The organism is Flavobacterium chilense, from assembly GCF_001602525.1.
Lineage (GTDB): Bacteria > Bacteroidota > Bacteroidia > Flavobacteriales > Flavobacteriaceae > Flavobacterium > Flavobacterium chilense.
Genome location: NZ_LSYT01000002.1, coordinates 574,835 through 592,693, shown reverse-complemented (window position 1 = coordinate 592,693; position 17,859 = coordinate 574,835). Strand labels below are relative to the sequence as shown.

10 protein-coding genes are annotated in these 17,859 nt (G+C 35.0%); 5 read left to right on the top strand and 5 right to left on the bottom strand.

Going from position 1 to position 17,859, the window contains the following annotated elements:
• Window positions 1-9: 9 nt before the first annotated feature.
• Window positions 10-1,548 (bottom strand): glycine--tRNA ligase, encoded by a 1,539-nt coding sequence (locus A4F88_RS07615; RefSeq protein WP_068841977.1) that lies wholly within the window; start codon window positions 1,546-1,548, stop codon window positions 10-12.
• A gap of 98 nt (window positions 1,549-1,646) precedes the next feature.
• Here A4F88_RS07615 and A4F88_RS07610 point away from each other — a divergent pair, with 98 nt between their 5' ends.
• The gene (locus A4F88_RS07610; RefSeq protein WP_068841976.1) at window positions 1,647-2,330 is read left to right on the top strand and encodes a ComF family protein; all 684 of its coding nucleotides are present in this window, start codon (window positions 1,647-1,649) and stop codon (window positions 2,328-2,330) included.
• 79 nt (window positions 2,331-2,409) lie between these two features.
• On the opposite strand, the gene A4F88_RS07605 is transcribed toward A4F88_RS07610, so the two are convergent.
• The gene (locus tag A4F88_RS07605) at window positions 2,410-5,103 is read right to left on the bottom strand and encodes a zinc-dependent metalloprotease (protein ID WP_068841975.1); all 2,694 of its coding nucleotides are present in this window, start codon (window positions 5,101-5,103) and stop codon (window positions 2,410-2,412) included.
• A 194-nt stretch (window positions 5,104-5,297) separates the two neighbouring features.
• On the opposite strand from A4F88_RS07605, the gene A4F88_RS07600 reads away from it, so the two are divergent.
• The 4 genes from A4F88_RS07600 to A4F88_RS07585 all read left to right on the top strand — a co-directional run bounded on the left by A4F88_RS07600 (window position 5,298) and on the right by A4F88_RS07585 (window position 8,993).
• A complete protein-coding gene (locus A4F88_RS07600) occupies window positions 5,298-6,227 on the top strand; it encodes a bifunctional riboflavin kinase/FAD synthetase (protein WP_068841974.1) in 930 nt (309 codons plus the stop codon).
• A 119-nt stretch (window positions 6,228-6,346) separates the two neighbouring features.
• Window positions 6,347-6,784 (top strand): hypothetical protein, encoded by a 438-nt coding sequence (locus tag A4F88_RS07595; protein ID WP_068841973.1) that lies wholly within the window; start codon window positions 6,347-6,349, stop codon window positions 6,782-6,784.
• 170 nt (window positions 6,785-6,954) lie between these two features.
• On the top strand, window positions 6,955-8,043 hold the full coding sequence (gene bioB / locus A4F88_RS07590; RefSeq protein ID WP_068841972.1) for a biotin synthase BioB: 1,089 nt from the start codon (window positions 6,955-6,957) through the stop codon (window positions 8,041-8,043).
• 83 nt (window positions 8,044-8,126) lie between these two features.
• Window positions 8,127-8,993, top strand: a complete 867-nt coding sequence (locus tag A4F88_RS07585; protein ID WP_068842321.1) for a cupin-like domain-containing protein — start codon at window positions 8,127-8,129, stop codon at window positions 8,991-8,993.
• 58 nt (window positions 8,994-9,051) lie between these two features.
• Here A4F88_RS07585 and A4F88_RS25740 read toward each other — a convergent pair whose 3' ends face one another.
• The 3 genes from A4F88_RS25740 to A4F88_RS07575 form a co-directional block, all read right to left on the bottom strand.
• Window positions 9,052-10,908, bottom strand: coding sequence for a T9SS sorting signal type C domain-containing protein (locus A4F88_RS25740; RefSeq protein ID WP_245179060.1), 1,857 nt, complete (start codon window positions 10,906-10,908; stop codon window positions 9,052-9,054).
• A 45-nt stretch (window positions 10,909-10,953) separates the two neighbouring features.
• Entirely contained in the window at window positions 10,954-12,903 is a 1,950-nt protein-coding gene (locus tag A4F88_RS25735; RefSeq protein ID WP_245179055.1) for a delta-60 repeat domain-containing protein, read from the bottom strand.
• Between the two features lie 172 nt (window positions 12,904-13,075).
• Window positions 13,076-17,449, bottom strand: coding sequence for a T9SS sorting signal type C domain-containing protein (locus A4F88_RS07575; protein WP_068841971.1), 4,374 nt, complete (start codon window positions 17,447-17,449; stop codon window positions 13,076-13,078).
• Window positions 17,450-17,859 lie beyond the last annotated feature (410 nt).

The following is a 17,859-nucleotide window of genomic DNA, read 5'->3' as shown; positions in this document are numbered from 1 at the left end:
TAAAGAAAATTACATTTTCATCAACCAGTTTTTCATTGAAACTTCGTTTTCGATAATGTCTTTCAATTCAGAAATTTTCACTCGATCTTGTTTCATACTATCTCTATGACGAATTGTTACCGTTTCGTCTTCAAGCGTTTGATGATCTACTGTAATACAAAACGGAGTTCCAAGTGCATCTTGTCTTCTGTAACGACGACCTACTGCATCTTTTTCGTCATATGCCACATTGAAATCCCATTTTAAATCTTCGATTATTTTTCTTGAAATTTCAGGCAATCCGTCTTTTTTAACAAGCGGTAAAACCGCTGCTTTTGTTGGCGCTAACACTGCCGGCAATTTTAGGACTGTTCTTGTTGAACCGTCTTCTAAAGTTTCTTCTTTTAATGAAGTTGCAAAAACCGCTAAGAACATACGATCTAAACCAACTGAAGTTTCTACTACATATGGCACATAGTTTTCATTTAATTCCGGATCAAAATACTGAAGTTTTCTTCCTGAATATTCTTCATGTGCTTTTAAGTCAAAATCTGTACGGGAGTGAATTCCTTCTAATTCTTTGAAACCAAAAGGGAAATTAAATTCAATATCTGCAGCAGCATTTGCGTAATGTGCTAATTTTTCGTGATCATGAAAACGGTAATTCTCTTTTCCTAGTCCCAGAGATAAATGCCAGTTTAAACGGGTTTCTTTCCAGTGTTGGTACCATTTCATTTCGTCTCCCGGACGTACAAAAAACTGCATTTCCATCTGTTCGAATTCACGCATACGGAAAATAAACTGTCTTGCAACAATTTCGTTTCTAAACGCTTTACCTGTCTGAGCAATTCCAAAAGGAACTTTCATACGGCCTGATTTCTGAACATTTAAAAAGTTCACAAAGATACCCTGTGCTGTTTCCGGACGTAAATATAAATCCATTGCAGACTCTGCAGAAGCTCCTAGTTTAGTACCAAACATTAGGTTAAACTGCTTTACATCTGTCCAGTTTTTAGAACCGGTTTCAGGATCAGCAATTTCTAATTCTTCAATTAAGGCTTTTACATCCTGAAGATCTTCGCTCATTCCTTTTGCAAGTCTTTCCAGAATCTCTTTTCTTTTTGAAAGATATTCAACAACACGTGCATTTGTCGTAACAAACTCTTCTCTGTTAAAAGCATCTCCAAAACGGGCTTTTGCTTTTTCGATTTCTTTTTCAGCTTTTTGATTTAACTTTTCAGCGTAATCTTCAACTAAAACGTCAGCTCTATATCTTTTTTTCGAATCTTTATTATCAATTAACGGATCATTAAAGGCATCTACGTGACCAGAAGCTTTCCATGTAGTTGGATGCATTAATATTGCGGCATCAAGGCCTACAATATTTTCATTCATCTGAACCATTGATTTCCACCAATATTCACGGATATTCTTCTTTAATTCGACACCATTTTGTGCATAATCATAAACTGCACTTAATCCATCGTATACTTCGCTTGACGGAAAAATAAATCCGTACTCTTTTGCGTGCGAAACCACATTCTTAAATATATCTTCTTGTTTTGCCATAGTGATGCAAAAATATAAAAAGTACGTTTAAAAAAAAGAAAAATTATAAAGATTGAAGTATTGATTTCGTTATTTTTGTAACTAAATTCTTTCTATTTGTGTTTAATTATATAATCAACCTGTTTTTCCCGAAAGTTTGTGCCGGATGTCGCGCACTTTTAATTGTAAACGAAACCGTTTTATGTACGCATTGCCGTCATGAAATGCCTCTTACTCAATATCATTTAGATGCAAAAAATGAAGCTGTAAAAAAGTTTTTCGGCAAGATTGCCATCGAATATGCATCGGCACTTTTGTATTTTAACAAAAAAGGAATCGTACAGGAACTCATTCATAATTTAAAATACAGAGGTCATGAAGAAATTGGAACTGTTCTGGGAAACTGGTATGTGGAAGATTTGAAAGAACTGAACTTAGAAACACCTTTTGACGTTGTAATTCCGGTTCCGCTTCATAAAAGAAAACTAAAAGAAAGGGGATATAATCAGGTTACTACTTTTGGAAAGGCATTAGCCGAAGGTTTAAAAATTGACTTTAACGATTCGCTTTTGTACCGAAAGAGTTATTCTAAAACCCAGTCTAAAAAGAACCTTTTAGGAAGATCTGATAATATTGAAAATTTATTTGATGTGATTTCAGCAGAAGAAAACCAACACAAACATTTTTTGATTGTTGATGATGTTTTAACTACAGGTGCTACTCTTGAAGCGTGTTCGAGAGCTTTACAAAAAATTCCGGGAGCTAAAATTAGTATTGTTTGTATGGCAATGGCAAATTCATAAAACATAAATTCCAAATTCCAGGCTATATTAGTTTATAAAACACTGGAATTTGGAATTTAAAAAATTGGCGTTGAATCGCTTAATTCACTATTATTTTCTTAACTGTTCTTCTGTCACCATCAATTACAGTAACAAGGTAGATTCCTGAAGCTATATCAGACAACTGAATATTATGATTGAAGAAAGGTGTTGGATCAAACGAATTAGAATAAACTTTTTTACCTAAAATATCATGTACATAAACCTGAACCCGGTTTATGGAATCGCTTTGAAACTGAACTGTAAAGCTCCCTTTATTTGGATTTGGATAGAGAACAAAATCTACGTTTTGTAAATCCGGGGTTCCAAGGGTAAAAGTCTGACTACAAATATTTACTGATGCAGAGTTAATTTTTCCAAAATTACCGGTAACGGCATCACGAACTCTAAAAGTCCAGGTTCCTTGCTGACTTTGACCATTAAAAGCACTTAATGCATCAACAGGAACAACAATTTGACTTGTCGTTTTAGAGCAGTCTAAAGCAACTCCTGCATCATCAAACTGTAATGCCAAAGTCGACTGAACACCGCCGCAGCTTTTATTATACAAATTCACAATTGTGCCTTGCGGACTCACCATTTGAAGTTCGAAATCAGATAATCTTTCGTGTGTTACATTTACTAAAACATTTACATCAGAAACGGTTCCGGTTGAAGCCGGTACATTTACAGTTCTGGTGGTAAAACTTGTTGAAAAAGGAATATCAAAAGAATTTCCGAAACTGTACGAATCGCAGGTTGTAGTCGAAGTATATCCAACTGCAAAAGATTTACTGTTTATAGCATAGTAAACATTTCCTGTTGGCTGAACCATAACTCTGCAACTGGTTGAAGCGTCTACACTGGCTGGAATCTGAACGGTTTCGGAACCGTCGTTTGGTGTATTCGAAGCTAAAATAATAGGAAATGTCAACCCTCCATCTAAAGATAATTTAATATTTACATTTGAAGAGCCTTGTAAGGTATTGGTATTGTTTACTGACCAGGTTATGGTCTGGAATGATCCTTTTTGCCAGCCTATATCGTCAGTATTTTGAGAAGTAACCGCAAACGGCCCTGCAGTTGTGACTACATTTAAGGTCATCGAATCAGTATTGGTCTGAGCAGTTCCTAAAGCTGCATTATCTCTTGCTGTTAAAGTAAAATGCAATGTTCTTGCAATAGACGAAACAGACTCCCAGGTCGTGGTTAATTTATTTTGAAGTACTGTATTTAAAGCCGGGAAATAACGAACCGGTGAACTTATCGGATTTAAAGATCTGAATAACGGCCCATCAGGTTTTGTTGGATAAGCTACACTGTTATTATTTGTTGTTGTTGACGATGTAGCACTATCATATTGTTCCCAGGTATACGTAAGCGTATCACCATCAGGATCTGAGCCTGTTCCTGTCAGGACAAATGGTGTACTAATTGGAATGGTATAATCTGAACCTGCATTTACAACAGGAGGATTATTTGTTAATGGAATATTTACTGCACAGCTTTTTGAAGCAAGATTGTTTTGAATTTGTAAAATACTGGCGTAAGTAAAATAATCATCTGAATTTGACTGAACATCATAACCTTTTGAAACTCCTGCATAACCCATAATTGTAGATCCGCTGCCAGGTTCGACATTTAAGCCTGTTCGTTCACGCCCATCAAAAGAAAAAGTATGACTTCCTCCTAATTGATGTCCCATTTCGTGTGCCACAAAATCAATATCAAAAGTATCGCCCTGAGGTCTTCCGTCAGATGGCGATGTATAAGCACTTCCTTTTCCGATAACATCTGAAGGTGTCGGGTTATCACAAATACAGCCTATACAGGCTGCGTTTCCACCTCCGCCTGAAGCACCAAATAAATGCCCAATGTCATAATTTGCATCCCCAATTACACTGGTTAAAGTACTCTGAACTTCTTTACTCCAAAAATCATTTCCATCATTATCTGTTGATACTCCTTTAGCAGCATCAGAATAAGGATCTGTTTTGGGATCTGTATAAATAACTGCATCATTATTGGCAATCAAAACTACTTTTACGGCCAGATCTTTATTAAAAACACCATTAACTCTGGTTAAAGAAGCATTCATTCCGGATAACGCCCCAACTTTTGTACCACCAAAAAAAGCAGTATATTCTCCTGTACAGGAAAGAGCCAGTCTAAATGTTTTAAAAACTTTATTGTTTGCAGCCGATTTTGCAGTGGTATTATTCGAGTTTTTAGCAGCATCTTTAACATTACAAACTAATCGCGAAGCCGTATTAACACTGTTCTTTGAGGTAAACAAAACATAACCGGATTTATCATCCTGATTTTGCTCTATAAATTCTGATGGCTTATCTGCACGAAGTACCATCGTTTGTATTCCGATTGGTGCTACACTAAAATGAATTTTAGCCGTTTTATCATCTAACCCGCTTCCTTCATAAGCTCTGATTTCAGGATATTTTGCTTGTAATTCCGGTTCAAAATTTGAAGATTCCCAAACAGTAAATCTTTCTAAAACACCTTTTGAATTTGGGATTGTGATTTCAGCAGTATTTCTGGTAGATGATTTATTGGTTGTTGCAGCCAGTTTTGCTTTTAGAAAATCTGAATTAAGCTTATAGTATAATATTTCTGAATCAGACAAACTCCCTCTTTTGCCTGTAGCATCAGATGTTACTTTTTGCCACAAATCATCACTTTGAGCATGGATGTTTACACAACAAAAAATAATCAATAAAAAAAGTAGTTGTTTTTTCATATAGTTTGGAGTTTGGATTATCAAAATTAAGTCAATTAAATTAAATTCTTACACATTTACGACAATTAATGCTTTTTGACCGACCAGCGTCTCCTTTTTCACAAAAAGAAATATAATCTCATTAAAAATCAATTGAGCTTAGTACAAAATTTAAAATAGATACCATAAATTTGCACCATCTTAAATTATTTGTTTTGAAGCTCTTTCATTCTATAAACGATTTTCAGTCAACCAAGAAAACAATTTTAACTCTTGGTACCTTTGACGGTGTACATATTGGTCATAAAAAAATTCTGGAACGAATAACTCAGAACACAGAAAACGGAAAATATGAAAGTTTAGTATTGACCTTTTTTCCGCATCCCAGAATGGTTTTACAGGAAAAATCAGAAATCAAACTTTTGAATACGATTGCCGAAAAAACAAAACTTCTGGAAGCTACGGGAATTGAAAATCTTGTTATTCATCCTTTTAACGAAAGTTTTTCAAGGTTAACGGCTGAGGAATTTGTTCATTCTATTTTAGTAAATCAGTTTCATATTCAGAAAATAATTATTGGTCACGATCATCGTTTTGGAAGAAACAGAACAGCCAATATTGATGATTTAATTGCTTTTGGAGCCGAATATGGCTTTGAAGTAGAACAGATTTCTGCTCAGGAAATTCATGATGTTTCGGTAAGTTCAACCAAAATCAGAAAGGCACTGAATGAAGGCAATATGGATTTGGCCAATGAATACCTGGGTTATGCTTATTTTTTATCCGGTGAAGTGGTGAAAGGAAAACAATTAGGACGAACTATTGGTTTTCCAACAGCAAATATTCAGATTGAGGAAGATTATAAATTAATTCCGAAAAACGGAGTTTATGTTGTAAAAGCAATAGTAGACGAAAAAGAAGTTTTTGGAATGATGAATATTGGTTTTAATCCTACTGTAAACGGACAAAAACAAACCATCGAAGTAAACTTATTTGACTTTGATGCAGATATTTATGGTCAAAAAATTGAGGTTTCTTTATTGCAATATCTTCGTGAGGAGCAAAAATTTGGATCGGTTGATTTATTAAAAGCACAATTAAATCAGGACAAGACAAATGCTTTGGCATTTTTAAGTAAACTTTAGGAAAGCGCATGTATATACTTTTCGCCAATTTCAAATCATCGTAGTTATTTTTTTAGTAAATTTGACATAGAATTCTGTTTATCAAACATTTACTATTAACTTCTTTAAAAATAACCACTATGAAATTACCTAAAGAAATTACCAACGGTTTTTTGATATTCCTCGGAATAGGCATTTATTTTTTATTGATGAACGTTTTAGGTCTGGCTCATTTATTCTATTTACGTACCCTTAATGTGTTTTTTATATTTTATGGCGTAAATAAAACGATGCGAATGAATCTTCACGAAGGTGAAACCAATTTTGTATCGAATGCCGTTTCTGCAATGGCAACTTCTGTGGTTGGTGTAGCATTAAGCGTTTTTGGGTTATTGATATATAGTTATGCCAGAGGCGGAGATGCTTATGTAAAAACATTATCTGAAACATTCATGTTTGGAGGAAATCCATCAGTTCCAACCTATTGCATTTGTTTATTATTTGAAGGGGTCGCCTCTTCGGTAATTGTGACTTTGATGATGATGTTGTATTGGAATAACAAATATGCAGCAGATTAATTTTTAAAAATAAATCAAACTTTTTAACACTCTAAAATCATAAAAATTTACAATTATATGATTTTAGAGTGTTTCTTTTTTGAAAATACCTGTGAAATATTCATTTAAGTAATCAATATTGCTGATTAGAACAATTTAATTACTTTTGAAGCTTCAAAAACAATGTATCTATGAGCATTACCAAACACAACTGGACCAAAGACGAAATAATCGCCATTTATAATAAACCTATGATGGACTTGCTATATGAAGCAGCAACCATTCACAGACAAAAACATGACCCGAACGTTGTTCAGGTTTCTACTTTACTTTCTATCAAAACCGGAGGCTGTCCGGAAGATTGTGGTTACTGTCCGCAAGCTGCCCGTTATAGCACAGGTGTCGAAGGAAATGATTTAATGAGTGTAAGTCAGGTAAAAGCACAGGCTTTACGTGCAAAATCAAACGGATCATCCCGCGTTTGTATGGGTGCTGCCTGGAGAAACGTAAAAGATGGTGAAGAATTTGATCAGGTTTTAGAAATGGTTCGTACCATTAACAAACTGGATATGGAAGTTTGCTGTACGCTGGGTATGATTACCGAAAATCAGGCACAACGTTTGGCAGAAGCAGGTTTATACGCCTACAATCACAATCTGGATACTTCTGAAGAATATTATAAAGATGTCATTTCGACCCGTGGTTTTGAAGACCGTATACAAACAATCGAAAATGTTCGTAAAACGAATGTTACGGTTTGCAGCGGTGGAATTATTGGTATGGGAGAAAGCATCGAAGACAGGGCCGGAATGCTTGTGGCTCTTTCGACTTTAAACCCTCAGCCTGAATCAGTGCCAATTAATGCTTTGGTTGCTGTTGAAGGAACTCCAATGGAAGAGGAAAAACCAGTTGAAATCTGGGAAATGATTCGTATGGTTGCTACCACAAGAATTATTATGCCGGACACTCAGGTACGTTTATCTGCAGGAAGAACGGCTATGAGCCGCGAAGGGCAAGCGATGTGCTTTTTTGCAGGTGCTAATTCTATTTTTGCTGGTGACAAATTACTTACTACACCAAATCCGGATGTTCATGAAGACATGAAAATGTTCGAGATGTTAGGTTTGATTCCGCAAAAGCCATTTACGAAAGTTTCTCAGCCTAAAACAGTTGAAGCTGCTGATTCTCAATTTGCTTCATTGGGCGAAAAACCTAAATGGTCAAGACCGGGACACACAATTGAAAGAAACCTTGATGCTTCGATCAAATCAAAAATTTAAGTAAAAGAGTACATATATCTCGATAAATATTTTTAAATTGCTTATACCACTGAGTTATAAGCAATTTTTTTTTATTTATGAATATGAAATTAAAACAAATTGAAAGGGTAAAAAAGACCTCAAAAGCCGATTTTATTTCCCAATATGTAAAAAAACAGATCCCCGTTGTTATTGAAGAATTAACCGAAGAATGGCCCGCTTATCATAAATGGAAATTATCCTATATTAATGAAATTGCCGGAGATACCATTGTCCCTTTGTATGACAACAGACCCGTAAATCATGAAGATGGTTTTAATGAAGCTCATACAAAAATGAAAATGAGCGACTATATTGCTCTTTTAGAATCAAAACCTACCAATTACCGCATCTTTCTTTATAATTTGATGAAAGAAGTACCCTCTCTCAACAATGACTTTCTCTGGCCCGATATTGGTTTAAAACTGGTAAAGCAAATGCCTATGTTGTTTTTTGGCGGAGAAAATTCGAAAGTATTTATGCATTATGATATTGACTATTCTAATATTCTGCATTTTCACTTTCATGGAGAAAAGCAATGTATGATTTTTCCACCGGACCAGTCTAAATTTATGTATAAAGTACCTCACGCTTTGATTTCGAGAGAAGACATTGATTTTGACAATCCGGATTACGAAAAGTTTCCTGCTCTTCAAAATGCAGAAGGCTACATCACCAATCTAAAACATGGTGAAATGTTGTATATGCCGGAAGGATACTGGCATTATATGAAGTATCTCACACCCGGTTTTTCGATGAGTTTAAGGGCTTTTCCTAAAAACATTACCAATTTATCAAAGGCGGTTTATAATGTTCTTATTATGCGCTATTTTGATATTTTAATGCGAAAGGTAAAAGGTCAGAAATGGATTGATTATAAAAATGAAAAAGCAATTCAGAATACTCATGAGAATCTGCGAAAGAGCGCCTGACAGAAAAAGAAAGCCAGTTATAATTTATTGCAACTGGTTTTCTCTTTCAGCTAAAATTTCAGAATATAACTTTTCGAGTTGTAGTAAGATTATTTTCTAAAGTCACTTTGATTAACAAAACCTGATTTCCAGATTGCAAATTAGATATGGGCAATTCTAAACTTCCAACTTTCTTCTTATTGTAAAGCTGTCTTCCTGAAACATCAAAAACTGTGACTTCTTTTATGTTTTCACTAAAGGATATTATATTGATTGCTTTATTTTTTACAGATACCAGAATATTATTCTCATTATTTCCAAAATCGTTGGTTGCTAAAGTTGTATTTGTATATCTTAAAACCAGGCGATCTGTAAAAGTTCCTGATGTAGTTGTAAATGTGTAATTACCGGCACGCAAATCATGTATAACACCAGCTACTTTGTCTTCTATGTAAATAGGCATATTGCTTAAATCACCATCTGTATCGGATATTGAAATCGTAAAATTTCCTCTCATAATGGTTTTATATCCTAATGGAACTACATCTGTATCTGTAAATGGTAAAGCACGACCCTGAATTACCAAATCCTTATTTTTGATTATACTGTAAAAATCTGCGTACGAATTACCATTAAAGGATTCTGCATCATAATCTTCGTCATACAAATTGGTTGCTCCCTTGATGTAACCCACCAGAATTTGTTTAAAAACGCCTTGTGTATTCTCCAGATTTAACCAGATTCGGTGTCGTTCTATTCCGCTTTTATTTTTTTTAGTGTTTCTTCCCGGTTTAAAAAAGACTGAATTTCTTTCTTTAATCCGCATACTATTATTAAACACTACATTGCCCTGATTTTTACTGAGAACAAAAAAAGCCTGACCTGAAGCAATTGTTCCATCAGGAATTGTTTGATTCATTCCTGACGACAAAGAACCTCTGGTTGCAACTCCTCCCAGAGAATTATAAACGGCGTAGTCATCTGCATTATACTGATCATTTGAATAAGGTGTGTTATGTGTCCAGAAATAAAGCGCTCCTTTTATATTTGATTTGTTTTGCGATAAGAATAAATCGGCATCTAAAGCTGAAGGATATGGGTTTCCAATTAAGTTAGGAGTATCCATTGTTCCTAAATCCAAACTAATTTTTCCGTTGTTTGGCACTCCTTTAAATATTGCTTCGAATATCGAAGGAAGAGTGGTCGAAAAGTCTTGCGGACCACGAATAATATAACCTTTACCCAACACCATGATTTCTGACGGATCTTCTTCTTTCCAATCATTCAGAACATAATTAAAAGAAAAGTATTTATCTTGTAATGTATTGGAAGAAACATCAAACAATGTTTGATGACTTACAGGAGATGACCAGTAGGTATAATCGAATTTTAAGATTGGTGATGATTTTCTTTTTGCATGAACAATTCCTGTGTTTACTATTTCATCATCTGATTGATACAAACTGGCTGAATCTTCCAGTACTAATGTTCCTAATCCTGAATAATCAAATTCGAGGCCTAAAGTATTTGCATTTAGAAGTGTTACTGTTTTTCCTTCATCAATTTTACAGCTACAAACATTCGCTGTTTGTAAATTAGGATAATCTTCTTTAAAAACTAATTCTTTTCCGCCTGACGGAAAACCATCAGACCATGAAATACCATTCCAAATTGTAGATTCCAAGCAAAGTTTTAAACGTGCAATTCTGTGTTTAGAAAGCCCTGATACCGAATTAAAATCTCCTCCTATCATTAACCTCTGATCTGACGAAAAGCTCATCGTATTGAGTTTTCCATTTACACTCGCATTAAAAGAAGAATCGTAATCTCCTGATTTTAACAATCGGATTAATCGTAAAGCAGGGATTGTTTTATATGTTCCCGAAAAGGTTCCGCCAACTAAAATTTTATCATCAGGCTGCACTAAAAGACTCAAAACATCTCCGTTACTAAAACCAACACCTGACTCGAAAGTAGTATCTTAACTTCCGTTAGGATTTAATCTCAGAATTCGTTTTTGAGAAACTCCGTTATAACTTAGAAATGAACCTCCAATAATTATTTTCTGATCAGATTGGAGTGCCATAGTGTATACATATTTATCAAAGCCGGCTCCAACATTAAACCCCGAATCAATACTTCCGTTATAATTTAATCGGACCAAGCGGGAAAAGGACTGACCATTAAAATTATTAAAGCGTCCGCCAACCAGAATTTTTCCGTCGGGCTGAATCAGGATACTTTCAATTATTGCATCAGCACCAAAACCGGGATTGAAACCGGGATCAGGTGAACCATTTTCTAGTAATCTCACTATTCTTCCGGCAGGTGCATCATTGTAAGTGGTAAAATTTCCTGCGACAATGATTTTCTCATCCTGCATGGCAATAGCATATACCTGACTTTTAAATCCTGAACCCGTATTAAACGTATTATCAATTGCTCCGTCAGGCAAAATCCGAACCAGACGATTACAAGTTATACCGTTGTATTTGGTAAAATTACCTCCTAAGATTATTTTACTATTAGATTGCAAAACGGCTGTTTTTATTAAATTATTGGCTCCGGATTGTCCTGTATTAAAAGTATCATCAGATAAACCATTCTCTAATAGCCTTGTTATTCTTGAGGTTAAAACGGCATTGAATTTAGTGAAATTACCAAATACCATTGTCTTACTATTTTGCAATGACAAAACTTTATGAACTGCATTATCAAAGCCAATTCCGGCAGCCAGAAATCCTGTATCGTGTTCTCCGTCTTCATTTATCTTTGCTAATCTTCCCTGATTCTGACCATCAAAAACAGAAAACGATCCTCCTACATACCATGATTCATCAGGAGTATTTGCCAAAGCCAAAACAGATGCCGAACCTGGACCAGCTCCAACATCAAAATTTGGATCTATACTTCCGTCCGGGTTTAGAAGAAATATTCGGTTGACTGCAATTCCATTATAAAAACCTTTAAAAGATCCGCCAATCATAATGCGACCAAGATCATCCGTTTTAATAACCTGAACCGCATCGACAGTTAAACCTGATCCGGATAAAAAACCTGTATCAATCGTTGCATCTTCATTTAGCCGGATAATTCGATTAGCTGTTATTCCATTGTATTCTGTAAATTTTCCTCCCAGAATAATTTTACCGTCTGCCTGTATAACCATGGCATTTACATCATTGCTAAACCCTGAACCAATATTAAAACCGGGATCAATTGTACCATTTGAAAATAAACGTGCAATACGATTAATTGCAACTCCATTAAATGCTGTAAAATTACCTGAGATTAAAACTTTTGCATCAGGCAATATCTTAACATTTGTTATATTAAGAGCTGAACCCGAACCTGTATTGAAGGAGGTATCCAAATCTCCATTTGGAAGAATCCGGGCAATTCTGTTTACTGTTACATTGTTGTATTTTGTAAAGCTCCCAACGATTATAATTTTCCCATCAGGCTGCTGACAAACTTTATAGATAATTCCGTTCGTTGCTCCTATTGAAGTATTGAATGTTGTGTCCTGTGAACCGTCTTCGTTTAAACGAATAAGTCTTCCTGAACTATTTCCGTTATAAGAAGTAAAACTTCCCGCTATAATTATTTTTTGATCACTCTGGATATAAGAATCATAAACTTTACCATTTAAACCTGTTCCTGTATTAAAACTTTCATCTATAACACCGTCTGGCTCTAAACGGCTTAAATAAGAATTTGGAATTCCGTTTAGGCTCAAATAATCTCCACCTACAATAAGTTTTTGATCTGACTGCAAGGACAATGTTCTTACTGTATTATCAAAGCCGTCTCCATACAATCCGTTATCAATTGTATTAAAGGTAATATCTACTTTTCCTTGTTGTCCATACAGATGAATTTGAATAAAAAAACTAAAAAGAATCAGTGAGAAAATATATTTATTCATCATACTAAAAGTATTTAACTACAATTAAACATGGCTTAATTGTAAGAATTAACTGCAATGATAATTCTTTTAATTATCTATTACAATACCCACTTTTAGTGATATTTAGATTTGATCCCATAAAAAAAATCCATTCCGAAAACGGAATGGATTTTTAAAATTTAGTCTTATTTTTTTATTTAAGGATAATCTTTTTTGTAGTTACATATCCATTTTCTAATGTAATATTTACTAATAGAACCTGATTACTTATTGGTAAATTTTGCAGCTGCAATTCTGTAGCACCTACTTTATTTTTACTATAAAGTTGTTTTCCTGATACATCAAAAAGGGTAACTTGTTTAATGTTTTCTTTACTAGAAGTTACTTTCACCACTTTATCTTTAACCGAAACCAGTATACTATTATCCGGATTTTCTACATCTCCAATACCAAGTGTTTTGTTAGTGTAACGCAATACAAAACGATCTGTAAAAGTTCCTATTGCAGTTGTAAAAGTATAATTACTGCTTCTTAAATCATGGATTTTTCCTGTTGTTTTATCTTCAAGATAAATATCCTGATTCGATAAATCACCTTCAACCTGATCTATTGAAATTGTAAATTTACCTTCAACAGAACTACGATAACCTAACGAAACCATATCTGTATCTGTAAATGGTAATGCTCTACCCTGAATTACATATTTGTTTCCGTTACCAACACTATAGAAATCTAAATAAGGATTACCGTCAAAACTAACTCCATCATATCTGTTTTCAAATTCATTTGTAGCACCTTCTACATAACCAATAAGCATTTGTTTAAACAATCCATCGTCATTCGTCATATTTAACCATAGACGATTTGTTTCAGTACTTTTTGATGTTTTTCCTGGTTTAAAAAACTGTGTATTATCTGCTGCCGGTAAACGCATTAAATTATTAAAAGTAACTGTTCCTCCTGCATTAGTACTGGCAAAGAATGATTGTCCTGCCGCTATTTTACCAGATGGCATACGGGAATCATTTCCTGGTATACTACCACTAGGTGCTGGTAATGATGTTGCTGTACCACCTGTAAGGTTATAAGATGCATAGTCATTCCCATCATATTGATATGCACCCGAAAGATTTACCGGCGTATTATGAGTCCAGAAGTATAAGGTTCCATCCAAAAATAAGTTTGCCCCTAAAAACTTTTTAGCGTCAAGAGCAGATGGATATGGATTTCCAATTAAATAATTTTTATTTGCTACTAAAGTTTCACCTGATAAATCACCATTATTTGGCGTACCTATAAAAGAAGCTGGATAATCTGCTTTAGCAGTAATAGAGAAGCTTGATGGTGCGCGTATGATATAACCTTTACCAACCACCATTGTTGTATTTGAATTTGTCTCAACCCAATTATCACCATTAAAACCAAAATACTTATCAGATAAAGTAAAAGGAGAAACATCAAATAATTTTTGAGGACTAACCGGTGTCGACCAATACACAAAATCTCCACGACGGATTTGTACTGCTATACGTTTGTAAGTAATATTTCCGGTGTTGATCGTTGGGCTCGTATTTGATTGCATTAAAGCCGAATGATTTTCGAATACTAACGCACCTGTTCCTAATACTGTTATTCCGTCTACTACATTCAAAGTATAAGAACTCTGAACGGATAAAGAAGCATTATTATTAACTGTAAGTATCTGAGCAAAGGCATCTGCTGTCGAAATAACCGGTTGCGGCACCCCGGTTGGTACTACAACACAATCTGAACTTGTTGGTATACCATTTGGAGTCCAGTTTGCAGCTGTATTCCAAATAGTACTACTACTACCATTCCATGTTTTAACAGTAGGAGGATTAATACTTACTGGTGTAGCCGGTGATACGCAATTTGAGCTGTTTTTAACAGTAACATTATAAGATCCTACCGCTACGTTATTAAATACTCCTGTAGTATTTGTATAGGTTGATCCATCGATGCTATAAGTTATTCCCGCTGCAGGAGAAGGTGCTGTAATTGTAATAGTTCCTGTGTTTACTGTACAAGTTGGCTGGCTCGTTGCTGATGCAGTAGGAGCAGCTGGTAATGCATTAATCACAAAAGCTGCTGATGTTCTACAGCTAGGATCACTTGGATAAGCAGCATAATATGTTGTTGTTCCTGGTGTATTCGTATTCGAAAGACCTGAACCAGCTACACCAACAGGATTAAATGGTGAACCAGTTGCAATTGGATTTCCACCTGCAGATGATGTGTACCAATTTACTGTTGTACTAATTTTCCCGCCAACTGGTGGAGTAATCTTCCAACTAAAAATTCCAACATATGGAGTTGTATTAGTTGCCCAGGTAGTTGAAATCAAGGTATAAGTTGTTCCTGCTGTTAAAGTAGCTGTAATTAAAGGTTCATTATTAGATCCGCTATCATCATCTCCTGCTACATAACCTGTACTACAAGTTCCCGGTACAAATGAACCAGTATAAATGTATCCCATTCCATCATAAGCTGTGTTTGGGTTCATTTCAAGAACATACGTTCCTGTTATATTAACCTGAAAAGTGGTAGCCACATAATTTCTTGCAGTGGTAGTAAAACTACAAGCACTAGCACTCGTTATAGAATTTGCCGGCCTGTTTGCTGTAGGATCAGTAGCTGTCCATGCGCCAGCAATTGTAAGTCCTGAGCTTGCAACAGGAGAAGCTACGATACTCCCAGATCCACCTACACAAACTGCTGCGTCTGTGATTACAATTTTATTCATCGTAATATAAGCTAATGAAGAATAAACAACAGGACAGCTTCCACTTTGAATAACGGCGCGATAGCTAGTTGTTGAACTGACATTTGTAGCCGTATAAGTTGTGGTAGTATTTGATATAGAATTAATTACTGTCGCAAAATCATCTGTAGAAGATTCCCATCTAAGGATCGTTCCTGTTTGACCACTCAATGTCAAAACTGTACTATTAGTCGCAGAACATACTGAAGTGCTTCCGGAAATTGTACCGCCAATACTAGGACTTACTGTTACAGGCAAACTTCTTGCTGCATTAGGTGTACAACCATTTACCGCCTGAACTGTAATATTTCCGTTTTGTCCAGATGTTCCTGTATTAACTGTTATAGATGTTGTTCCTGCTCCACTAGTAATACTCCATCCCGTAGGAACCGTCCAGTTATAACTAATTGCATTAGCCACGGGACTAATACTATATACCTGTCCGGTAAGTGACGGACATTGGGTAGCTGTTCCAGAAATTGCACCTGGTGTAGCCGGTGCAGCCGGACTTGTAATAAATGTAACTTCATTACTATCATTAAAAGTACAGGTTACTCCTACTGCATTAGTAGTATTAACAGTAGCTATTCGTTTATATTTTGTTACAATATTTGAACCTGTTGCATTAGGAATTGCAGGAGGATCATATGTTCTTGAATTACCATTAGAAGGCACATTAGTGTATGCACTGCCATTTGTTGAAACCTGCCATTGATAATTAATGTATGGATTATCTATTTCTGTGCCAGCATCATTGTACCTAAAAGTACCGTCGATTACGGCAGGATCTCCTCCAGCACAAAAATTAACTGTTGCAGGAGCAGTGATTATATTTGCTGTTGAATCGAAAGGGTCGATCTGAAAACTTACCTGATTATTACCTGTATTTTCATAATAGTCAAAAACCAAATCAGCATTGGCTGGTAAATTAACCAGAATATAATAATAATTTGTAGGCGATTGTTGTACCCATCTGTCAAAAACGAGTTTACTGTTTATATACAAACGTACTCCATCATCTCCTAAAATTTTGACTACATAACAACCTGCTGGTCGAGTAGATCGCATACGATAACGCACAGCAAAATTGTGTGTAAGTATACTAGCTCTTATATTTCCTTCAGAATAAACATTGAAACAAGTGGTATCATCATCTCCTCCAAAATTAAAACCTGTTGGAAACTGCTCAGAACCAACATCATAATATCCTGCATAATTAGCAGGCAAACCAGTAATAAAAGGAGTTGTAGTTTCAGAAAGTGTTGCGGGCGAAGGGTATCCTCCAGGTGGTGTTGCACCAGTAAAATTATAAATATGACCTTTCCATGTCCCTGTCCCAAATGCAGTTTGAGAATCTATAGTACTGTTATCCCCTACTGAGTTTAGAGTAAGCGTAATTGTCGATGTTGTAGTATCAGATGTAGTTGAACAATTATTATTCCTTAACAATAGAACTCTAATTTTTCCTGAAAGTGTTGCTGTCCATGTGATGCTAGCACCATTAGTACCATTGTTTTGGGCTAAATATGCATTACCAGTTGCATCATCAAATACTCCCAGAGATTCAATATTGCTACCTCCTGAACTTCCCCAAATATTCGGTACTGAAAAGGTATAGTTATATCCTTTTATTACATTTACAACAACATACCGTTGTGCGGCTACAGATCCAACTGTAAGAGGGTTCGTACCATCAATACAAAAAAACTGGTCAGCTCCAACTTTAGTTGTTCCTGCAGGATATGTTGTACACTGCCCATAGTTGTTTGATACTATGAAAAACATTCCTATGCAAAGCAGTTTTACACTTGGAATAAACGATTTTCCTGAAGAAGAAAAGGAATTTAATTTTAATAAAAAGAATGATCGAACGAACAAAAGTAGTTTTAGAATCATACAGATAGTGGTATTTATTTTTTGTTTTTGGGAATTGCATTTTTCTTACAAAAAAAGTGCTGATATTTAATATTTTACGCTTTTTCCGTTACTCTTGTTTTGCATTTTTATTTCAAAAAATAAATTCTATTTTTTTTGGAATCTTTTATTTACAAAAATAAAATTTAAAAAAAATAGACAAAACTTACCTCAACTACATCAAAAAGATAACTATCTTAATTTCAACACCTAAAAGAATATCCATTCTTTTTTTAAGAAATTACACTTCAAATAAACTATAAAAAAGAGTGTTTCGCAAG